Origin of the sequence: Delftia sp. WSY_16 (assembly GCF_043104415.1) — a bacterium.
GTDB classification, from domain to species: Bacteria; Pseudomonadota; Gammaproteobacteria; order Burkholderiales; family Burkholderiaceae_C; genus Comamonas; species Comamonas tsuruhatensis.
On sequence record NZ_JBICKS010000023.1, the window covers coordinates 106,378 to 126,345 of the forward strand.

Below are 19,968 nucleotides of genomic sequence, written 5' to 3' on the forward strand. Positions count from 1 at the left end.
TGTGGGTGAAGGAGATCTGCTGCGCTCTCAGAACCCTGCGCCGGGCTGGGACAGGTACTGCAGTTCCTCGGGCGTGCTGGTGCGGCCCAGGATGGCATTGCGGTGCGGAAAGCGGCCATAGCGCACGATGACGTCGCGGTGCCGGTGGGCGTAGTCCAGCGTGCCGGCCAGGAACTCGCGCACGCCCTCGCCGCCAGTGTCACCGGCCTGGTCGGCCAGTGCCTGGAAGGCGGCCACGCTGCGGTCCTGCAGGGCCAGGTCCTCGGCATGCTCCAGCGGCAGGTAGCAGAAGATGCGGGCCACGGCGGGCAGGTCGGCATGCCGGTCATGGACCTGGGCGATGCCGTCCAGCGCCAGCTGCAGCGCCTGCGGGTCGCCCGCAAAGCTGCGCGCCGTGCCCCGGAACAGGTTGCGCGTGAACTGGTCCAGCAGCACGATCAGCGCCAGCCTGCCCAGCGCCGTGCCGGCCCAGGCGTCGAGTCGGCCGGCCAGCGCGTCTTCGACCAGGGCACCGAAGCGCTCGCGGATCTGGTTGTCGGTGGCCTCGGACTTGATGAACCACAGGTTCTTGCAGGCCAGGGCGCTTGCATTGTCGGGGCGGGTGGAGCCCAGCCAGTAGCCGAGCACGTCGGCAATGCGGGGGTCTGCGGCGGAGGAGGGTGCAATGCTGGTCATCGGGGGCCCGTGTCTGGTCGGATGAGGAAAGCTTCGATTGTGCAGGCGGTGGCGGGCCGAGGCTGTGGATGGCCGGTTCTCCGCAGATGGATAACAGTTTGTGCAGAGGTTTTTCCAGCCAATATGCACAGATTTTTCAAGAGGATTTCTATTGGTTATCAACAGGTGGTGTCATTGATTCCATTGGAGGTGCTTGAAAATCAAGCGGCAAGGGCATCAAGATTGCTTTCGGCAATACTGCGGAATTCCCCGGAGATGCGCGCATCCTGCGCCACGGCCCGCCAGAAGCGCCGCGCCAGTGCCTGGGCGCGCGGCCATTCGGCCAGCGTGGCGGCCGTGGGGCGCGGGGGCTGGGCGCTGAAGTCGCGCTCCACGATCTCGCCATTGATGGGCATGTAGAGCATGGGCAGCATGTCGTAGGTGGGCGACAGCGCCCAGTCGCCCTGCGGCTGCGGCAGCACGAAGGAGATGTTGCCGTAGTGCCGGTCGGTGTTGGCGATGAGTTGGCCGTAGGCCTCGAGCAGGCGCAGGCTGCGCGCATCGGTCTCGGTGATGAGGCCACGCGCCGCCAGGCGGCTGGCCGTGGCGGCCCAGTTGTCCACCTCGCCCACGTACTGGGCATTGAGCACCTGCAGGGAGACCATGCCTATGCGTCCGGGGTTGCGGTCCGGCGGCGGTGCGCAGCCCGGCTCGGGCTGGCTGCGATCGAAGCGCTCCGATTCGAGAAAGGCCCGGCCGCCATCAATGAACAGCCGCGTGCGCGCGGCGGGCAGGCCGTCTTCGGCCAGGGTCTGCAGCGCCAGATGCTCGCAGACCAGCAGGTCGCGTATGCGCTGCTCGGCCGGCGCGTCGCCTGCCGGGGAGAATTTGACGATGACGCTGCGCCCGGCCGTGGTGCAGCAGAACTTGGGCTGCTCGCCGCCCGCCGACGAGCCCGGATGCGTGCCCTGCATGGCCTGCATGGCCAGGCGCGGATACTCGGCCGGCGACTCGGCGCGCAGCGCGCGGGCGGGCAGGGTGTGGAAGCGCTCGAACGCGGCTTCGCCCACGATGAGGTTGCCCGGCAGGTCCTCGCCGAAGCGGGCCAGGGCGCGCAGCACGTCGTCCTCGCCCCATTGGCGCGGGTCGCCGCCCAACTGCAGTTCGGGATGGCTGTGCGCAAACGTGCGGCCGATGAAGCCCTGGGGCCGCATGTCGTCCAGGAACCAGGGCAGGCCGTCGTGCTGCTCGCTGAGGCCATCGGCCTCGTCCACCCAGAAGCCGCCGCCGTGCAGCGCGATCATGCGGCCGAAGGGCGATGCGTGGCCTTCGGTATCCACGCGCATGATGGCCACCTCGGCGCCCACGCCCGTCACCTGGCGCGGCAGCACATAGCGCTGCGTGCGCGCCGCACCCACCTTGCGCACCTGGCCCGACCGGATCAGCGGCGCCAGCGCGCGCGACACGGTGGGCTGGCTCACGCCCAGCATCTGCTGCAGCTCGCGCGCCGCCAGCGCACCGCCCTGGCGGCGCAGTGCCGCCAGTACCTGGGTGGAGAGGTCTTCCAAGGCCATGGGAATCAATTGATGAATTAATAAAAATAGGGGGTAATTTATTGAAAATCAATGATTTATGCAAATCAATGAATGAATATATGAATAGATTCATGCGCCGGTGGAGGGCCGTGCCCAAGGCCGCGGCAAAGCTGGGCGGGCGGGAGGGCCGGCCAGAAGGATTGGGTGATGTTTCCGTACGGGTGGCGGTACTGCCTATGTCTGATGGGCGCTCGCTGTGAAGCGCCTTCGCGCAGGTGCCGGGCAACACCCACTGCAGGGACAGGGAATAGCCCCTGGCGGGACAATGCCGATCTCAAAAAACATAGCGCCATGCGTATGGCATGCATGGCGCTTCAGGGTTTCGTGTCGGGCTTTCTGGGGCTTGTGCTGTCGTGATGAATCGCCGCTTTTTGTTGATGGTCCTGGCCGCGGGCTGCAGCTTGGCTGCGACCGGATGTTCGGGAAAGTCCGGGCCTGGAAATGTCTCGATTTCGCGGCAAAGGCTGCAGGAGGTGGTGGCCCAGCGCTTTCCACGGCAATTCCCCGTGGCCGGCATGCTGCAGCTCAAGCTGCATTCGCCGGTGCTGGGATTGCTGCCCGAGCGCAACGCGCTCAATGCGGTGTTGCAGGCCGATCTGTCGGGACCCGTGCTCAAGCAAGCCTATGGCGGCCATCTGAACCTGGACTTCGCGCTGCGCTACGAGCCCACGGACCGCACGCTGCGCGCCCACCAGATCAAGGTCAACAGCCTGGTCATCAACGACCTGGCCCCCGCCATGAGCGACATGATCACCACCTACGCCAGCGCCCTGGCCGAGCAGGCGCTGGGCCAGCTCGTGCTCTACCAGCTGCAGGACAAGGACCTGGCCCTGATGGACTCTCTGAACATGGAGCCCGGCGCCATCACGGTGACGCCGGACGGCCTGAGCGTGGCCCTGGTCCAGAAGCCCGTCGCGCCGCGCTGAGAGCTGCGCCGTGCGGGCGGTGCTCGGTTCAGCCGTGCGCCTCCATCCGAGCGCCTCGGTAGCCGGTGCATGGCGGCGAGCGGGGAGACTGGCCATGCAATCTGCGTGGGTTGTCATGACCCGGCGGCAGGGTCGGGCCGCCATTATTTGGCGTGCCAAGCATGGCTGGGCGCCGAACGCTACGATGCAGCGGCCATCGATTTCTTGGCGAACCCGTCCAGCCTTCAAGGTGCCCCATGACTCCACAGAATCCGCTTTCCGCCTTTTCCGTCACGCGCAAGTGGCCGGCCACGCAGCCGGACCGCATCCAGCTGTATTCCCTGCCCACGCCCAACGGCGTCAAGGTGTCGATCGCTCTGGAGGAGATGGGCCTGCCGTATGAGGCGCACCGCGTGGGCTTCGAGAGCAATGACCAGCTCTCGCCCGAGTTCGTGGACACCTTTCCCAACAACAAGATCCCGGCCATCCTGGACCCGCAGGGTCCGGGCGGAAAGCCGCTGGCGCTGTTCGAGTCGGGCGCCATCCTGGTCTACCTGGCCGAGAAGTCCGGCAGTCCGCTGCTGCCCGCCGACCCGGCCGCGCGCTATGAAACGCTGCAGTGGCTGATGTTCCAGATGGGTGGCGTCGGCCCCATGTTCGGCCAGCTGGGGTTCTTCCACAAATTCGCGGGCAAGGACTTCGAGGACAAGCGCCCGCGCGACCGCTACGTGAACGAGTCCGTGCGCCTGCTGGGTGTGCTGGAGCGCCGCCTCGCAGGCCGCGCCTGGGTGATGGGCGAGCAGTTCACCATTGCCGACATCGCCCTGTGGCCCTGGGTGCGCAACATGGTGGTGGAGCAGGGCTACAACGCGGCCGAACTGCTGGGCTGGGAGCGCTTTCCCGAGCTGCAGCGCGTGCTGGCCGCCTTCGTGGCGCGCCCGGCCGTGCAAAAGGGCCTGGTGACGCCGCCGCGCAACTGACCCGGCGGGCGTTGCATTCCTGGGCCGCACTGTCCCAGCCATGGTGGCTTTCAAAACGGGCGCGGGGGCCGCATCTGTCCGAGAATGCAGCGCCCCCTTTTTTCTTGCGGGCGCAGCCTCACAGGAGCCACGATGACCGCAGCCACCACCCCCGTCCTCCAGAGCCAGCCGCTGGGCCCGCTGTGGCCCACCATGGACCCCTTCCTGTTCTGTGCCCACCATGACGATGCCTATCCGCCCAGCGATGGCCGCCTGGGCGTGCAGGCCGTGGACCTGGAAGGCCGCCAGATGGGCAGCGACTTCAGCCGCAAGGACGGCTTTTCCATGTACCACGGCGATGGCGTGCCGGGCTTTCCCGGCCATCCGCACCGTGGCTTCGAGACCGTGACCCTGGTGCGCAAGGGCCTGATCGACCATTCCGATTCGCTGGGCGCGGCCGCGCGCTTTGGCGGCGGCGACGTGCAGTGGCTCACGGCCGGCAAGGGAATCCAGCATTCGGAGATGTTCCCGCTGCTCAACAGCGACGCGCCCAATCCGCTGGAACTGTTCCAGATCTGGCTGAACCTGCCTGCGCGCTCCAAGATGGTGGAGCCGCACTTCACCATGTTCTGGAACGAACGCATCCCCCGCCTGGAGCATGCGGATGCCGCAGGCCGAAGGACCGTGGTCACCGTGGTGGCAGGCAGCCTGCCCGGCACGGCGGCCGCCCTGCCTCCGCCGCCCGAATCCTGGGCCTCGCAACCCGAGGGCGACGTGGCCATCTGGACGCTGCGCCTGGAGCCCGGCGCGCGCTGGACGCTGCCGCGCGCGGCCGGTGCGGACACGCAGCGCATGCTGTATTTCTTTGCAGGCCAGGCACTGCAGGTCGGGCCCACGGCGCTGGCACAGCATGCGGCCCTGCATGTGGATGCCACGCAGGACTGGGAGCTGCACAACAGCGGCGCCGACGCCGTGGAATGTCTGGTGCTGCAAGGCCGCCCCATTGGCGAGAGCGTGGCGCAGTACGGCCCCTTCGTGATGAACACGCAGCAGGAAATCATGCAGGCCATGCAGGACTACCGGCGTACCCAGTTCGGCGGGTGGCCCTGGGCCGAGCAGGACCCGGTGCATGGCGCAGAGAACCGGCGCTTTGCGCGCTACCCGGGCGCTGCGGCCGAGGAACAGCCGCCGGCCGCCTGAGTCCGGTCAGGCCGCGTCAGGTCGTGTCAGGCCGTGTCTGCGGGTGGATGAAAGCTGGCCGGCGCGGGCGTGCGCCCCAGCTCCTTGAGGATCTTCAGCGTGATGGCCATGCCGGTGTTGCCTGCGGGCACGCCGGCATAGACGGCGGTCTGCAGCAGCACTTCGCGGATGGTGTCCAGGTCCAGCGGCGCGGCCTCGGCATCGGCCGGGTCGGCCAGCAGGCCGGTGCGGATGTGCAGCTCGAACTCTTCCCAGCGGCCCATGGAGGCCGTGATGGCCAGCACCATGATGCGGCGCGTGCGGCGCTCCAGGCCGGGGCGGCTCCAGATGCCGTCCCAGGCATAGGCCGTGATCATGCGCTGGAACTCCACATTCAGTTCGTTGGCGCGCGCCACGGATTGGTCCACCCATTCATCGCCCAGCACGCGGCGGCGGTTGGCAAGGCCGCGCTGCAGGGCGTCGGCGGAAGATTCGGTCATGGCGGGGTTCCTGTGTCAAGCATGGGAATGGGCATTGGCGTGGGCGTGGGTCTGCGGCGCTGCCAGCAGCGCCAGGCATGCATCATGCGATGCCTGCACGGCGCGGGCCGGGTCGCAGGCACGGGCCAGCGCATCTTGCAGCGCCTGCAGGGCCGCTGCGTCCAGCCGGGGCGCAGCCCATTCGGCCAGCAGCAGGCGCAGCTCGCGCCCCTGCTCCAGCGCCTGCGGGGCCAGCAGCTCCACGGCGGCCAGGGCCTCGGGCTTGCCCGTCCAGGGCGCCATGGCGTGCACACAGGCCTCTGAAAACACCAGTCCGTGCAGGCCCCGCACATGGCCCAGCATGCGCTGCGGAAGCACCTGCAGCGACTGCGCGGCCTGGCGCAATGCGGCGGCGGCGCCATGCACATGGCGCCACAGGTCGGGCCAGTGCGCGACCTCGGCCTGCCACTCGCCCAGCGCGCGTTCATGGGCCTGGGCCATGCAGCCCAGCAGCAGGGCCGCGAGTTGGGGGATGGCCTGGGCCTGTGCCACCGCCTGCATCAGGTGCACGGGATTGCGCTTGTGCGGCATGGCGCTGGAGGTGCTGCCGCGCGGCGCCTCGGCGATCTCGCCCACCTCGTACTGCGCCATCAGCGCCCAGTCCCGGGCCAGCTTGGCCAGGCTGCCGCCGCACACAGCCGCTTCCATGGCCAGGCGCATCCAGTCGTCGCGCTGCGTATGCCAGCTGCGGCCGCAGGCCGACAGGCCCAGGCGCCGGGCCAGTGCCTGCTCCACCTCGGCACGGTAGCTTCCCAGCACGGCGCCATTGCCCACGGCGCCACCCAATTGCACGCACAGCGCAGCGGTGGCAAGCCTTTCAAACTGTTCGATGCTGCGCCCCACGGCGGCAGCCGACTGCGCGCACTTGAATCCGAAGCTGGTGATCTGCGCGGGCTGCAGCAGGCTGCGCGCCAGCATGGGCGTGGCCGCGTGCGTGCGGGCCAGGGCCTGCAGTGCGGACTGCAGCGCGTCCAGCTCGGCCAGCAGCGCCTGCAGGGCCTGCTGCGTGAGCAGGGCCTGCGCCGTGTCCACGGCGTCCTGCGTGGTCGCACCCCAGTGCAGCCAGGGCAGGCCTTCCGGGGCGTGGGCCTGCAGCCACTGCTGCAGCGGCCGCACCACAGCCAGGCCCAGCGCGCCGCTGGCGCGCGCCTGCTCCACCACGCCTTCGCACGTGAGCGGCGCCTGCGCGCAGGCGCGCGCAATGGCCTCGGCGGCCGGGCGCGGCACCAGGCCGCAGTCGGCCTGGGCCTGGGCCAGCGCGCTCTCGAAGCGCAGCAGCGCGTCCAGCCAGCGCGCGTCTGCAAACCAGTGGCCGCTGTCGGCCGGGCCCAGATAGTCCTTCACCAATGACATGCTGTCCTTGCCGGTCTCAGGCCGTGGCGCCCGAGGCCTTGATCACGGCGGCCCACTTGGCGCTCTCCACCTGGATGCGGGCCGCGTACTGCGCGCCATCGCCCAGCAGCGGCACGGCGCCCTCGATGCCCAGGCGCGACTGGAAGGACTCGGCAGACGCCACCTTGAGGACGTCGCGCCCCAGCGCGCGCACCGTCTCGGCAGGCGTGCCCTTGGGCGCGAGGATGCCGTAGGTCAGCGAGCTCTCGAAGTCGGCCAGCGCACGCACGCCGGACTCGGCCACCGTGGGTACGTCGGGCAGCTGGGGCTGGCGTTTGGCGCCAGTCACGGCCAGGGCGCGCAGCTTGCCGGCCTTCACCAGGGCCATGGCCGCGGGAATCACGCCAAAGCTGAAGTCCACATTGCCGCCCACCAGGTCGGTCAGCGACGGGGCCGTGCCCTTGTACGGCACATGGATGGCCTTGGCGCCCAGCGCGTGGGCGAACATCTCGCCCGTCAGGTGGCCGCCCGTGCCCGAGCCGCTGGAGGCGTAGTTCATCTCGCCGCTGCGCTTGCGCATCTGCTCGGCCAGGTCGGCCACGCTGCGCACGGGCGAGGAAGCCGGCACCACCATCAGGAGGGCCGACGATGCGAACATGGCCACCGGCTGCAGATCGGTGGCCGCATTGAACTTGAGGCCCGGGTACAGCGAGGGATTGATGGACACCGTGCCCGTATGGCCCAGCAGCCAGGTGCCGCCGTCGCCGGCTGCACGCACCACGGCTTCCGTGCCCAGGTTGCCGCCCGCGCCGGCCTTGTTCTCCACGATCATCCCGTAGCCGAAGGACTCGTTGAGGCCATGCGCCATCTGCCGTGCAAACACATCGTTGCCGCCGCCTGGCGCAAACGGCACCACCAGGCGGCTGCCGCGCTTTTGGGCCCAGGCCTGCAGCGCACAGGCGGCCAGCGCGGCGGCGGCGGTGGACAGCCACATCCGGCGCGGCAAAGAGGTCTGAGAGGCTTGAGCGGTTTGAGCGGTGGGCCGGGAATCCATGCGTCTGTCTCCTGGAAATAGTCGTTGTCACGCAGTGTGGTGCAGCGCAGCCTGGGAAAACAGCAGTTGCATCTGCGTTGTGATTCAAGAAAATGTGTGAAATGGAAGTGAGATACATACACAATTTCTTGAGAGTGGTGGACACCGGCTCCATGTCCGAAGCCGCTCGCCAGCTGGATTTGAGCCCCTCGGCCATTGCCCAGCAGATGCGCGTGCTGGAGGGCGAGCTGGGCGCGCCGCTGCTGGTGCGCCATGGCCGCAGCGTGCGCGCCACCGAGTCGGGCGAGCGGCTGTTCGAGCGCGGCCGCCAGCTGCTGCAGGACTTCGAGGGCCTGCGCGAATGGGTGGCCTCGGACGCGGACGGCGGCGAGCTGCGGCTGGGCACCGTGAACACGGCGCTGCACGGCTTTGTGCCCGCCGTGATGCGGGCCTTCGTGGCGCGCCACGCCGAGGTGCGCATCAGCGTGCGCGCCGGCCTCACGCCCGAGCTGTACACGGCCCTGGTCCAGTCCGAGCTGGACGTGCTGATTTGCCTGCAACCCTCGTTCGACCTGCCCAAGACCGTGTGCTGGGCCGAGCTGCGCCAGGAGCCATTGGTCGTGCTGTGCCGCGCTCGCGACGCGCAGCAGGACCCGCTGGCCCTGCTGCGCACCCGGCCCCTGGTGCGCTACGACCGCTCCCTGGCCGGTGGCCGGCTGGCCGACCGCTATCTGCGCTCCCAGGGCATTGCGCCGCTGGAGCGCATGGAGCTGAACTCGGTGCTGGCGGTGGCCATGATGGTGGACCAGGGGCTGGGCGTGGGCTTGGTGCCCGACATCGGCCCCGTGCTCTCCCAGGGCCGCGACGTGCGGGTGCTGGCGCTGCCCGATCAGGCCGGCGGCGAGGGCCCCCGGCCTGCCGATGCGCGCAAGGTCGGCCTGCTGTGGCTGAACACCTCGGCCCGCGCGCGCTGGGCGCGCAGCCTGCTCGAATGCGCGCGCGAGTGCCTGGGCTGAGGCTGGGCAGCCGGTGAACCCCCGGTCCCGACGCTGGAATGCCCCAGGTCGCCGACAATGGCGGCTTTGCGCGGCGCGCCTTTTGCGCTGCGGTTTTCCAAGGCCTTTGCCATGAACATCACCAAAGACACCGCCGTCACCATCAACTACAAGATCACCGACAAGCTGGGCAAGCTGCTCGACAAGGGCGATGTGGCCTATCTGCATGGCGGCTACGACAACATCTTCGCCAAGGTGGAAGCCGCCCTGGACGGCAAGACCGTGGGCGACACGCTGACCGTGGACCTGGCCGTGGAAGACGCCTTCGGCGCGCGCGACGAGAGCCTGACCCGCACCATCCCCAAGGGCGAGTTCCCGCCCGGCGTGAAGGTCGGCGGCCAGCTGCGCGGCACGGATGACCAGGGCCAGCCCCAGATCTACCACGTGGTCAAGATCAAGGGCCCCGTGGTGCTGCTGGACGGCAACCACCCGCTGGCCGGCATGGCGCTGCACTTTGCCTGCAAGGTCACCGAAGTGCGCGCGGCCAAGCCCGAGGAAATCGAGCACCGCCACGTGCACGGCGGCCACGGCCACCACCATTGAGAGGCAGGGCCGGGATACACCCGGTCCGCACGGCTACGCAGAGCACAAAGGCCGCCTGGCATGCCGGCGGCCTTTGTATTTCCGACTAGACCGCCTCCAGCGCCAGCAGCGCCGTGGCGGTGTTGGAGATCGGTATGTGGTAGTTGCCGTGCACGCGGCGCACGCCGGGCGCAGCCGCGGACAGGGCGCCGCGCATGGCCAGCCACATCAGCAGTTCCACGCCCTGGGTGCCGGTCTTTTCCACGAGTTCATGCACGCTGAACTGCGTGGCCCATTCGGGATTGGTGGCCATGCTTTCAAGGAACTGCAGGTCGAAGGCCTTGTTGATGAAGCCCGCGCGCTCGCCATCGAGCTGGTGCGACAGGCCCCCTGAGGCAATGACGGCCACGCGCTGGTCGCTGTTCCAGCGCGCAATCGCCCGGCCCACGGCCTGGCCCAGCGCATAGCAGCGGCGCGCCGAGGGCAGCGGGAACTGCACGGTATTGATGCACACCGGCACGACGGCCACCGGGCAGTCGCCCTCGGGCCAGAACAGCTTGAGCGGCAGCGTGCAGGCATGGTCCACCAGCATCTCCTGGCAGCTGACCACATCGAAGTCCTCGCCCACCAGGGACTCGATCAGGTGCCATGACAGCTCCGCGTGGCCGCGCAGCGGTGCCAGCGTGGGAATGCCCCAGCCTTCGTCGGCGTTGCAGTAGCGCTCGGCCGCGCCCACGGCGAAGGTGGGCATCTTGTCGAGGAAGAAGTTCAGGCCGTGGTCGTTGTAGAACACCACCACCACGTCGGGGCGCTGGGCGGCCAGCCATTCGCGGATGGGCGGAAAGCCGTCGAAGAAGGGCTTCCAGTACGGCTCGTTCTGCAGGCCCTTGTGGATGGCGTTGCCGATGGCGGGAATGTGCGAGGTGCCGAGGCCGCCGATGAGATGTGCCATGGTGGGTGTCTCCTGTACTGTGTCTTGCGTGTGGTCTGCGGCGGGGCTCAGGCGTGCGAGCGCAGCAGGGCCTGGAACTCGGCCTTGGTCATGCCGGTCTGCTGGGCGCCTATGTCCTGCATGTCCAGGTGGAAGATGCCGGCCAGCTTGGCCAGGTAGTAGGCGTTGCCGCCGGCCGCGATCATCTGCAGCACGTTGCGCGCGCGCACGGCCTCGGCCTGCTCCTGGTTCAGCCCGTAGCTGCGCATATAGGCCTCCTCGTCGGCCAGGAAGGCCTGGCGGTTGGCCAGCTCGTTGAAGGAAAAGCACATGCTGTTGAGCGCATAGCCCTTGCGGGCCTGCCTGCCGTCGAACAGGGTGGTGCCGGGAATCTGCGGCTGATCGGCCATGTTTTGTCTCCGGTATTTGCGTTGGATCAGCGGCAGTGTCCGGCCCGCGTTGCCAAAGATAAAGCGGCGGCCAATCATGGAATGCATGAGACAAATCGATGGATCGCAGCTCGATGGCAGGCTGCTGCAACTGCTGCTGGCCGTGCTGGAGACCGGCAGCGTCACGGCGGCGGCGCAGCGCCTGGGCGTGACGCAATCGGCCGTCAGCCATCTGCTGGACAAGCTGCGCGCCATCACGGGCGACCGATTGTTCGTGCGGCAGGGGCGGGGCATTGCGCCCACGGCCCATGCACTGGCGCTGCAGGGCCCTGCGCGCGAGCTGCTGCGGCAGATGCAGCAGTTCGGCCAGGGGCCCAGCTTTGACCCCGCGCACTGGCGTGCCGAGATCACCATTGCCGCCAACGACCTGCAGCGCGAGCTGCTGCTGCCCGCACTGGCCCGGCGCCTGCGCTCAGCCGCGCCCCGGACGGTGCTGCGCGTGATCGACAGCGGCGCGCCCGATGCCGAACTGCTGCGCTCGGACGCCTGCCTGCTGGCCATCAGCCCGCGCCCGCCCGATGCCACGGACATCGTGCAAAAGCGCCTGTTCAGCGATGAGTACGCCGTCTTCTATGACAGCGCCGTGCGACAGCCGCCGGCCAGCCTGGCCGACTATCTGCAGGCCGACCACGCCACCGTGGCCTATGCCGACCGCCAGGCGCTGGACCTGGACCTGCAACTGCAGGCGCGCGGGCTGGAGCGCCGCTTTGCCGTGCGCGTGCCGGGCTTTGCGGCGCTGGCCGCCTTCGTGCGCGGCACGCCGCTGCTGGCGACGGCGCCATCGCTGCTGGGCCGCACGGCCCTGTCATCGCTGGCCAGCGTTGCGGTGCCCGTGGACTGCCCGCCGCTGCCCATGTTCATGATCTGGCACGCGCGCCACCAAGCCGATCCCGCCCATGCGTGGCTGCGCGGGCAGTTGCAGCAAGTGGTGGCGCAGGCGCTTGGCGGCGCCGGGCCGTCAATGCCTGCGAAGCAAGGCGCGGCGCAGCAGGCGCGCTGCGCGGTTGCGGATCTGGAAGGGGCTGTGGCTCACGGCCGGGCTCACGCGGGCGCGTGAGCAGGCGGCCAGGAAGTCGCGCAGCAGCACGCTGTCATCCAGCGTGCTGGTGTCGGGGTTGCGGAACTGGAATTCGGGGTGCCACTGCGTGGCCGCGATATAGCTCTTGAGCGTGCCGGGCTTGCGGAAGATGGCCTCGGGAATGCGGTCGGGCAGGCTCCAGGCCTCCACATCGAACTCGGGCGCCACGTCCTTGATGCCCTGGTGGTGGATGCTGTTGACGCGTGCGCGGTCCAGCGTGGGATACAGCGCCTCCAGCCGGCTGCCGGGCACGATGGCGATGTCGTGGTAGTGGCGGTCGTACTCGGTGGGATTGCGGTGCAGCTGCGAGCCGGGCACCTGGGTCTCGATGTCCTGGTAGAGCGTTCCGCCGAAGGCCACGTTGATCAGCTGCAGACCGCGGCAGACGCCGAAGATGGGCTTGCCGGCCTGGGAAAACGCCTCGACCACGGCCAGGTCGTAGAGATCGCGCACGCGGTCGCCCAGCCATTCGGGTCGCATGGGTTCCTCGCCATAGCTGCCGGGCCAGACGTCGGCGCCGCCATGCATGACCACCCCATCCAGCCATTCGGCATAGTGCTCCAGCGTCACGTCGCCACGTGCGGTCTCGCCTGTGGGGCAGGGCACCATCACCACCATGGCGCCGGCCGACATGATCCAGTGCGCTATCGATTGCTCCACGTACTGCAGCGTCTTGCCCGTGAAAAGCGGACGCTGCGGGTCCGCATGGGAGAAACAGGCCGAAAGGCCGATCTTGAGGCGGCGTGAGGCAAGTGGGCTCATGGGGTGGTGGGCAAGGGGAAAGTCCTGATGGTCACGTTGTAAGCCCAATCGTGCCTGCGACCTGTAGGAAGGGGTTGAACGCCCGCGACCGGCGCAGGGCCATCACCGCAAATAGGTGTAGGTGAATGCAAGAGTTGTCTTGAGGCATCTCAAGCTTCTTCAGCGCGCTGAACCCGGCGTCGCCCCTCTGGGTGTAGCCTGTAGGCAGGGTGGGGACTGCGGATGCTGCAGTGCGAAAAACCTGACGACGCAGGGTGCGACTTGCTGTGCAGGCAGCCCGCATGGCGTTACGATGGTTTCGCCAGTTCATCAATGGCCCCGACAACCCCGCCGCGCCGGTGGTGCGGCTTTTGGCGACTAGGAGGATATGCATGCAAGTTCAGGTTCATGCCGACGATTCGATCCAGGGTGGCGAGTCCTTGGCGCAATGGGCGCAGGAAGAAATCAACGCCAAGCTGGCGAGATTGAAGGACTATGTGGTGCGCGTGGAGGTGTTCCTCACGGGTGTCGATGCGCTCAAGACCTCGGGGGCTCCCGGCAAGCGCTGCGTTCTGGAGACCCGGGCCAATGGACGCCCGCCGATCGCCGTGAACGCCGAGGCCGAGAAGGTCAAGGACGCCTTCAACGCCGCCATCGATAAGCTGAAGCGGGCGGTGGAAACCGATCTGGGCAAGCTCAAGGACAAGCATGGCCGCGAGAGCGTGCGCGGCGTGGAAGATGGCACCGAGGTGGATGCGGCCAGCCCGGCCTGACCCTCGAGACTCCCGCAACATCAACGGCAAGGCGCCCCTTTCGGGGCGCCTTTTTGCTGGGGCGGCCATCGCCGCGAAGACTGCGGTACGGCGCGTTTCAGCGCGAGGCGCGCAGCACCACGCCGTCCAGCGAAGGCGCATGCAGCGGCGCCAGGGGCGAAGCCAGCGGCGGTCCGAAGCGGCGCGCCGCAGTGGCGGGCTGCCGGGTCTCGGCCTCCCACTGCGCGCGGGCCTCGGCGATTTCCTCTCCCGTGCGCGCCACGAAGTTCCACCACAGCAAGATGGCTTCATCCATGGGCTCGCCGCCAATGACCAGCAGGCGGCTGCCGGGCGCCGCTTCGATGGCGACCGAGGGCGTGCCCAGGGGCAGGTAGAGCAATTCCTCCACCGGCAGCGGCTGGCCGTTCACGCGCACGTCGCCTTCCAGGCTGAGCACGGCATGCTCGAAATCGGCGCGCAGCGGCAACGTGGCGACGGCATTGGCGCTGCGTGCGCTGTCCGCATGCAGGTCCACGCTCATCAGGGGCGTGTGCACCTCGGCGGGCGACGTCAGGCCCAGCGCCTCGCCGGCCAGCACCGTGGCCGTGAAGTCCCCCACCGTGGTCCTGGGCAGCTCGGGGTAGTGCTGGAAGCGGGGCGGACCGTTGCGGTGCGATTCGGGCAGCGCAATCCACAGCTGGGCGGCGTGGATGTGCGAGGGCGTCTGGCTTTCCTCGGAATGGGCGATGCCGTGGCCTGCCGTCATCAGATTGACCTGTCCGGGCCGGATGATCTGGGTGTTGCCCAGGCTGTCGCGGTGCAGCACTTCGCCGCGGATCATCCAGGTGAAGGTCTGCAGGCCGATATGGGGATGCGGGCCGACCTGCATGCCGGGCGGCGCGGGATCGGCGGGGCCGGCATGGTCGAGAAAGCACCAGGCACCGACCTTGCGCAGGGCGCGCTGCGGAATGGCGCGCTGGATGGGAATGCCGCCCACGTCGGCGGTGCGGGTGGGAAGGTGCTGGGGCTGGGAGTTGGGTGGGGACGTGTCGGACATGGGCGGATCGGCCTGGTTCGTGGGGGAGGCCACCAGTGTCGTGCAGCTCGGCGCAGCAGGCAAACCAGGATCGCAGATATTGGGCCTGTTCGCTGACAGCGCATTCTCAGGAACATTGTTTACATTCGAGGAACGGCCCGGCGCCCGTCCTTTTGGCGGGCGCCGGCCTCACTCTTACAGGAGAAAACGCCATGAATACATCCGTACAGACGCACGCCGAAGCCGCTGAAGAGGCGGTCCAGAGCGCCGTGGAAGTCCAGCGATTCCCCGAGAAATTCGAAGCCACGGTCACCGGCAATGTGCAGCACCGGGTAGGCGATGGCCAACTGGAAGACATTCCGCGTGGCACCCGTGTGCAGGTGGCCACGGCCATCGGAAGCTATGTGCTGTCCTGGACCCAGGAGGATCAGCCGATCACCGTGTCGCTGGCCAAGCGGGAGTTCGAACTCTATGTCGATACGGGGGAGATCGAGGTCAGCGAAGCCTGACGCCGGCCATGTCCCCGTCCACTCCGAAGGCCCTGCGGCATACCTGCCGCAGGGCCTTTTGCATGGTGGCCAGTCCTTCGCTCAGGCGGGCAGCTGCAGCGCGGTCTGGATGCGCACTTCGCCGGCCAGCAGCTTGTGCACGGGGCAGGCCTCGGCCACCTGCAGCAGGCGCTGGCGCTGTTCGTCGTCCAGGTCGCCTTGCAGGGTGATCTGGCGTTCGATCAGATTGCCGCTGGCTGGCGTGCCTTCGGGGTTCAGGCGCAATTGCACATCCACCTGCTCCAGCTTCCACTGCTTGCGCGCCGCATACATCTGCAGCGTGACCGTGGTGCAGGCGCCCAGGGCCGAGAGCAGCAGCTGCAGGGGGTTGGGCGCCGTGTCGCCGCCGCCCTTGTCCGCGGGCTCGTCCACATGCCAGTTGTGGCCTTGGGGGTCGCCAAGCGTGACGCGATAGGGGGTGTCCGTGCTGGTGGCATGGGCGCTGTGGATCATGGAAGGTCCTTTGTCCTGGGGGTGTCGCAAGAGGGGTGGGGGAGCCAACGGACGACTCTACGCCTGCTTCGCGTCCGCTGCCTGGGGCCGATGCTTCATGCGCAGCGGAATTTTGAGGTAGTGCACGCCGTTGGCCTCGGCCTCGGGCCAATGGCCTGCGTGCATGTTGACCTGGATGGCGGGCAGCAGCAGGGCTGGCGCCGACAGCGTGGCGTCGCGCCGGTTGCGCATGGCCACGAAGCTGGCCTCGTCCACGCCCGCGTGCACATGCACGTTGCCGGCACGTTGGTCGGCCACGGTGGTTTCCCAGGCGTGGCGGTCGCGGCCCGGCGCCTTGTAGTCATGGCACATGAACAGGCGTGTTGCGGGCGGCAGGGCCAGCAGGCGCTGGATGGAGCGGAACAGCGTGCGCGCATCGCCGCCCGGAAAGTCGGCGCGCGCCGTGCCGTAGTCGGGCATGAACAGCGTATCGCCCACGAAGACCGCATCCTCGATGCGGTAGGACACGCAGGCGGGCGTATGGCCGGGCGTGTGCAGCACCTCGATGCGCAGCCCGCCCAAGGGCAGGCTGTCGCTGTCTGCCAGCAGTCGGTCGAAAGGCGGCTCCCCGGCGGGCGCGGGCAGGTTGAAGACGGGGCGGAAGATGCGCTGCACCTCGCGGATGTGCTCGCCCACGGCGATCGGGGCGCCCGTGCGCTCGCGCAGGTACGGGGCCGCGCTGAGGTGGTCGGCATGCGCATGGGTTTCCAGGATCCAGCGCAGGCGCAGGCCCTGGGCCTGCGCGGCGGCCAGCACGGCATCGGCCGAGCCGGTGTGGGCCTGGCCGCTGGCATGGGCGTAGTCGAGCACGGGGTCGATGGCGGCGGCCTCGCCCGTGTTCGCATCCCAGACCAGGTAGGTCACGGTATGGGTGGCTTCGTCGAAGAATGGCGCGATGCGCAGCGGCGAGGTCATGAAAGCACTCCTTTGTCGATGGCTCCAGTGCAGCCTGCCGGCAAGTATATTAGAATTTGCTAAATTAGATTTTTCTTAATCATGAGCCAACCCATCCTCTCCTCCGAACAGGCTTTCCTGCAGCAGGGTGCGGCGCGCGCCGCCGCCCTGCTGCGCGCCGTGGGCAACGAGAGGCGCCTGCTGGTGCTGTGCCTGCTGATCGAGCATGGCGAGCTGTCGGTGGGCGGGCTGCTGGAGCGTATCCCGCTGAGCCAGTCGGCCCTGTCCCAGCATCTGGCGCGCATGCGCGAGGAGGGCCTGGTCGCCTACCGCCGCGAGTCGCAGACCCTGTACTACCGCATCGCCGATCCCGATGCGCAAAAGCTGGTGGCGGCACTCAAGAGCATCTTCTGTCCCTGAAAACCCCCACCCCAGGAGTCGTCCCATGTCCCTTCCCCTCATCTCGGCCCAGGCCGCCCGCCAGTTGCAGGCGCAAGGCGCCTGGCTCATCGACATCCGCGCGCCCGACGAACATGCGCGCGAACGCATGGCAGGCGCCCGCAGCATGCCCATGGAGCGCCTGGGCGCCCAGGCCTGGGGCGATGCGCCGGCCGCCGTGGTCTTTCACTGCCGCTCCGGCAACCGCACGCGGCTCAACGCCCAGGCCCTGGCGGCTGCCTTGCCGCCCGGCTGTGTCGGCCATGTGCTCGACGGCGGCCTGGACGCCTGGAAGGCCGAAGGCCTGCCCGTGCTGCAAGACAGCCGCCAGCCGCTGGAGCTGCAGCGCCAGGTGCAACTGGGTGCGGGCGGGCTGGCTCTGCTGGGCGCCGTGCTCGGTGCCACGGTTTCACCGTGGTGGCACCTGCTTTCGGCCTTCGTGGGCTGCGGTCTGATCGTGGCGGGTGCCACCGGCTTTTGCGGACTGGCGCGCATGCTGATGAAGGCGCCCTGGAATCGGCGCGCCCTGGGGCAGTGACGGTGTCTGCGCTGAAGTCCACCTGACGCCGGCCGGCTGCCCCCCTCCTTCCCCTGTTCCGGGGACTGTGGAGAACCCCGGACGGCAGTACGATAGCTGCATGACATCTGTTTATGCCCAACGCCGCGCACGCTTGGCCGCCCAGTTGGGCGCCGGCGGCATCGCCATCATTCCCACCGCTCCCGAGCGCCAGCGCAACCGGGACACCGGCTATCTGTACCGCCACGACAGCTATTTCTATTACCTGACCGGCTTTGCCGAGCCCAATGCCTGCCTGGTACTGGCCGCCGATGGCACCAGCGTGCTGTTTTGCCAGCCCAAGGACCTGGAGCGCGAAATCTGGGACGGCATCCGCCTGGGCCCCGAGGCTGCCGTGGCCACGCTGGGCGTGAGCCAGGCGTTCTCCAGCGCCGAGATCGATACGCGCCTGCCGCGCCTGCTGGAGAACCGGGGCCGCCTCTGGTATCCGTTCGCCACGCATGAAGGGCTGGCCGTGCGCGTGGAAGGCTGGCTGGGCCAGGTGCGCGCACGCGTGCGCTTTGGCGCGCTGTGCCCGTCCGAGCAGGGCGATCTGTGCACGCTGCTTGACGAGATGCGCCTGGTCAAGGACGCCCACGAGCAGGACATCATGCGCCGCGCCGCCGCCATCAGCGCCCAGGCCCATATCCGCGCCATGCAGCGCTCGGCGCGCATGCTGCGCGCAGGCCAGGAAGTGCGTGAATACCACCTGGATGCCGAGCTGCTGCATGAATTCCGCCAGCAGGGCTCGCAGTACGTGGCCTACGGCTCCATCGTGGCCGCCGGCGCCAATGCCTGCGTGCTGCACTACCAGGCCGACAAGGCCCCCGTGCGCGCGGGCGAACTGGTGCTCATCGACGCCGGCTGCGAGCTCGACGGCTACGCCAGCGACATCACGCGCACCTTCCCCGCCGATGGCCGCTTCACCGGCCCGCAGCGCGCGCTCTACGAGCTGGTGCTGGAAAGCCAGAAGGCTGCCGTGGCGGCCACGCGGGCCGGCGCGCGCTTCAACGATCCGCACGACGCCACCGTGGCCGTGCTGGCGCAGGGCATGCTGGATCTGGGCCTGCTGGACAAAAAGGTCTATGGCAATGCCCAGGACGTGATCGAGCAGCGCGCCTTCTTCCAGTTCTACATGCACCGCACCGGCCACTGGCTGGGCATGGACGTGCATGACTGCGGCAGCTATGTGGAGCCTTCGGAGCTGGGCCAGTCGCACGAGCGCAAGGACCCGCTGTCGGGCGAGACCATCACCAACCGCCCCAGCCGCATCCTGCGTCCGGGAATGTGCACCACCATCGAGCCGGGCATCTACGTGCGCCCTGCGGCCGGCGTGCCCGAGCAGTTCCACAACATCGGCATCCGCATCGAGGACGATGCCATCGTCACCGAGACCGGCTGCGAGCTGATCACGCGCGGCGTGCCCGTGGAGCCCGACGAGATAGAAGCCTTGATGCGTGACTGACAACGCCAGCCTGCCCACCACCGGCCCCGTGTCCACTCTCATGCCCGCCCCATCGGCCTATGCCGCACCCGCACTGCCCCGGCTGAGCTGGCGCATCTTCACGGTGCTCTGGCTGCTGGGGCTGCCCGGCGTGGCGGCCATGGCCTGGTTCGTGCTGCCCGACTGGATGCGCATGCTGGGCCTGCCCGTGGAGCCGCTGGTCACGCCGCTCACCGGCATTGGCGTGATGGCCGCGCTGCTGGCCCTGCCCGTGGGCGTGGGCGTGTGGCTGGGGCCGCGGCTGGGCCTGTCCGCACCGCTGCTGACCACCTGGGTGGCCGGGCGTTCGCCCCAGCGCGCCGTGCGCTACCTCACGCTGCCGGGGCTGGCCGGTGGCGTGGTCGGCGCGGCCTGGCTGGTGACCCTGGCCCTGGCCTGGCCCGACGACCTGACCCTGATCGACCCCGTCTACGCCATGCCGCTGGGCGCCAAGATGCTGTACGCGGGCATCACGGCCGAGCTGGTGATGCGGCTGGGCGGCATGACGCTGGTGATGTGGCTGCTGTGGCGGCTGAGCGGACGCACAGACCGCCGCCCGGGATGGACGCTGGGCTGGTGGTCCGTCATGCTGTCGGCCCTGCTGTGGGGCATGCTGCAGCTGGCCCTGGCCTGGAGCACCTGGGGCGGCCTGTCGGACGCGCTGGTGCTGCAGTTGCTGCTGTTCGAGGTCGTCCACGGCGCCGTGGGCGGCTTCCTGTTCTGGCGCTATGGCCTGGAGGCGGCCATGGTGGCCCATGCCATCACCTACCTGCTCTCGCACGGGCTGGTGTGAGGCC

The 19,968-nt window shown here is 68.6% G+C and carries 23 protein-coding genes; 12 read left to right on the top strand and 11 right to left on the bottom strand.

Features of this window, described 5'->3' with window-relative positions; translation table 11 throughout:
- Positions 1–27: 27 nt before the first annotated feature.
- Both ACF8O7_RS14130 and yjjJ read right to left on the bottom strand, forming a co-directional pair.
- Positions 28–675 (bottom strand): DUF924 family protein, encoded by a 648-nt coding sequence (locus ACF8O7_RS14130; RefSeq protein WP_392443571.1) that lies wholly within the window; start codon positions 673–675, stop codon positions 28–30.
- 200 nt (positions 676–875) lie between these two features.
- Complete coding sequence (gene yjjJ / locus ACF8O7_RS14135) at positions 876–2,228, bottom strand: type II toxin-antitoxin system HipA family toxin YjjJ (protein ID WP_126311126.1); 1,353 nt, start codon at positions 2,226–2,228, stop codon at positions 876–878.
- A 497-nt stretch (positions 2,229–2,725) separates the two neighbouring features.
- Here yjjJ and ACF8O7_RS14140 point away from each other — a divergent pair, with 497 nt between their 5' ends.
- The 3 genes from ACF8O7_RS14140 to ACF8O7_RS14150 all read left to right on the top strand — a co-directional run bounded on the left by ACF8O7_RS14140 (position 2,726) and on the right by ACF8O7_RS14150 (position 5,313).
- Positions 2,726–3,175, top strand: a complete 450-nt coding sequence (locus ACF8O7_RS14140) for a DUF1439 domain-containing protein (RefSeq protein WP_223275342.1) — start codon at positions 2,726–2,728, stop codon at positions 3,173–3,175.
- Between the two features lie 236 nt (positions 3,176–3,411).
- Positions 3,412–4,134, top strand: a complete 723-nt coding sequence (locus ACF8O7_RS14145) for a glutathione S-transferase C-terminal domain-containing protein (protein WP_013804547.1) — start codon at positions 3,412–3,414, stop codon at positions 4,132–4,134.
- 132 nt (positions 4,135–4,266) lie between these two features.
- Positions 4,267–5,313: a pirin family protein gene (locus tag ACF8O7_RS14150; RefSeq protein ID WP_012202840.1), complete on the top strand. Its 1,047-nt coding sequence runs from the start codon at positions 4,267–4,269 to the stop codon at positions 5,311–5,313.
- A gap of 26 nt (positions 5,314–5,339) precedes the next feature.
- Here ACF8O7_RS14150 and ACF8O7_RS14155 read toward each other — a convergent pair whose 3' ends face one another.
- Genes ACF8O7_RS14155 through ACF8O7_RS14165 form a run of 3 tightly spaced genes read right to left on the bottom strand, consistent with a single transcriptional unit; the run spans position 5,340 to position 8,217 of the window.
- Positions 5,340–5,792, bottom strand: coding sequence for a carboxymuconolactone decarboxylase family protein (locus ACF8O7_RS14155; RefSeq protein WP_088165816.1), 453 nt, complete (start codon positions 5,790–5,792; stop codon positions 5,340–5,342).
- A gap of 15 nt (positions 5,793–5,807) precedes the next feature.
- Positions 5,808–7,184, bottom strand: coding sequence for a lyase family protein (locus ACF8O7_RS14160; RefSeq protein ID WP_126311127.1), 1,377 nt, complete (start codon positions 7,182–7,184; stop codon positions 5,808–5,810).
- A 16-nt stretch (positions 7,185–7,200) separates the two neighbouring features.
- Positions 7,201–8,217 carry a tripartite tricarboxylate transporter substrate binding protein gene (locus ACF8O7_RS14165; protein ID WP_126311128.1) on the bottom strand — a complete coding sequence of 339 codons (1,017 nt, stop codon included), beginning with the start codon at positions 8,215–8,217 and terminating at the stop codon, positions 7,201–7,203.
- Positions 8,218–8,318: 101 nt separating this feature from the next.
- On the opposite strand from ACF8O7_RS14165, the gene ACF8O7_RS14170 reads away from it, so the two are divergent.
- Together ACF8O7_RS14170 and ACF8O7_RS14175 are read left to right on the top strand one after the other, a co-directional pair.
- On the top strand, positions 8,319–9,212 hold the full coding sequence (locus ACF8O7_RS14170; protein ID WP_126311129.1) for a LysR family transcriptional regulator: 894 nt from the start codon (positions 8,319–8,321) through the stop codon (positions 9,210–9,212).
- 111 nt (positions 9,213–9,323) lie between these two features.
- A complete protein-coding gene (locus tag ACF8O7_RS14175; RefSeq protein WP_026062580.1) occupies positions 9,324–9,794 on the top strand; it encodes a peptidylprolyl isomerase in 471 nt (156 codons plus the stop codon).
- Positions 9,795–9,879: 85 nt separating this feature from the next.
- On the opposite strand, the gene ACF8O7_RS14180 is transcribed toward ACF8O7_RS14175, so the two are convergent.
- Together ACF8O7_RS14180 and ACF8O7_RS14185 are read right to left on the bottom strand one after the other, a co-directional pair.
- Positions 9,880–10,725 carry a class III extradiol dioxygenase family protein gene (locus tag ACF8O7_RS14180; protein ID WP_016449853.1) on the bottom strand — a complete coding sequence of 282 codons (846 nt, stop codon included), beginning with the start codon at positions 10,723–10,725 and terminating at the stop codon, positions 9,880–9,882.
- A gap of 47 nt (positions 10,726–10,772) precedes the next feature.
- Entirely contained in the window at positions 10,773–11,114 is a 342-nt protein-coding gene (locus ACF8O7_RS14185; RefSeq protein WP_016449852.1) for a protocatechuate 4,5-dioxygenase subunit alpha, read from the bottom strand.
- A 76-nt stretch (positions 11,115–11,190) separates the two neighbouring features.
- On the opposite strand from ACF8O7_RS14185, the gene ACF8O7_RS14190 reads away from it, so the two are divergent.
- A complete protein-coding gene (locus tag ACF8O7_RS14190) occupies positions 11,191–12,210 on the top strand; it encodes a LysR family transcriptional regulator (RefSeq protein WP_312840819.1) in 1,020 nt (339 codons plus the stop codon).
- Here ACF8O7_RS14190 and ACF8O7_RS14195 read toward each other — a convergent pair.
- The gene (locus tag ACF8O7_RS14195; protein WP_012202849.1) at positions 12,112–12,993 is read right to left on the bottom strand and encodes a gamma-glutamyl-gamma-aminobutyrate hydrolase family protein; all 882 of its coding nucleotides are present in this window, start codon (positions 12,991–12,993) and stop codon (positions 12,112–12,114) included. The genes ACF8O7_RS14190 and ACF8O7_RS14195 overlap by 99 nt on opposite strands.
- 371 nt (positions 12,994–13,364) lie before the next feature.
- On the opposite strand from ACF8O7_RS14195, the gene ACF8O7_RS14200 reads away from it, so the two are divergent.
- Entirely contained in the window at positions 13,365–13,745 is a 381-nt protein-coding gene (locus ACF8O7_RS14200; RefSeq protein ID WP_016449850.1) for an HPF/RaiA family ribosome-associated protein, read from the top strand.
- A gap of 97 nt (positions 13,746–13,842) precedes the next feature.
- Here ACF8O7_RS14200 and ACF8O7_RS14205 read toward each other — a convergent pair whose 3' ends face one another.
- Positions 13,843–14,781 carry a pirin family protein gene (locus ACF8O7_RS14205; RefSeq protein WP_016452068.1) on the bottom strand — a complete coding sequence of 313 codons (939 nt, stop codon included), beginning with the start codon at positions 14,779–14,781 and terminating at the stop codon, positions 13,843–13,845.
- Positions 14,782–14,972: 191 nt separating this feature from the next.
- Between ACF8O7_RS14205 and ACF8O7_RS14210 the strand changes: the two genes are divergently transcribed.
- The gene (locus tag ACF8O7_RS14210; RefSeq protein WP_016449848.1) at positions 14,973–15,269 is read left to right on the top strand and encodes a hypothetical protein; all 297 of its coding nucleotides are present in this window, start codon (positions 14,973–14,975) and stop codon (positions 15,267–15,269) included.
- 81 nt (positions 15,270–15,350) lie between these two features.
- Here ACF8O7_RS14210 and ACF8O7_RS14215 read toward each other — a convergent pair whose 3' ends face one another.
- Positions 15,351–15,761: an OsmC family protein gene (locus ACF8O7_RS14215; protein WP_126311132.1), complete on the bottom strand. Its 411-nt coding sequence runs from the start codon at positions 15,759–15,761 to the stop codon at positions 15,351–15,353.
- Positions 15,762–15,818: 57 nt separating this feature from the next.
- Positions 15,819–16,715 carry an MBL fold metallo-hydrolase gene (locus ACF8O7_RS14220; RefSeq protein ID WP_126311133.1) on the bottom strand — a complete coding sequence of 299 codons (897 nt, stop codon included), beginning with the start codon at positions 16,713–16,715 and terminating at the stop codon, positions 15,819–15,821.
- A gap of 81 nt (positions 16,716–16,796) precedes the next feature.
- Here ACF8O7_RS14220 and ACF8O7_RS14225 point away from each other — a divergent pair, with 81 nt between their 5' ends.
- From ACF8O7_RS14225 to ACF8O7_RS14240, 4 genes are all read left to right on the top strand, one after another.
- Positions 16,797–17,114 (top strand): helix-turn-helix transcriptional regulator, encoded by a 318-nt coding sequence (locus ACF8O7_RS14225; RefSeq protein ID WP_016449845.1) that lies wholly within the window; start codon positions 16,797–16,799, stop codon positions 17,112–17,114.
- A 25-nt stretch (positions 17,115–17,139) separates the two neighbouring features.
- On the top strand, positions 17,140–17,670 hold the full coding sequence (locus ACF8O7_RS14230) for a rhodanese family protein (protein ID WP_016449844.1): 531 nt from the start codon (positions 17,140–17,142) through the stop codon (positions 17,668–17,670).
- Positions 17,671–17,770: 100 nt separating this feature from the next.
- On the top strand, positions 17,771–19,153 hold the full coding sequence (locus tag ACF8O7_RS14235; RefSeq protein ID WP_016452064.1) for an aminopeptidase P N-terminal domain-containing protein: 1,383 nt from the start codon (positions 17,771–17,773) through the stop codon (positions 19,151–19,153).
- Positions 19,146–19,964, top strand: coding sequence for a hypothetical protein (locus tag ACF8O7_RS14240; RefSeq protein ID WP_016449842.1), 819 nt, complete (start codon positions 19,146–19,148; stop codon positions 19,962–19,964). The genes ACF8O7_RS14235 and ACF8O7_RS14240 overlap by 8 nt, the downstream gene beginning before the upstream one ends.
- Positions 19,965–19,968 lie beyond the last annotated feature (4 nt).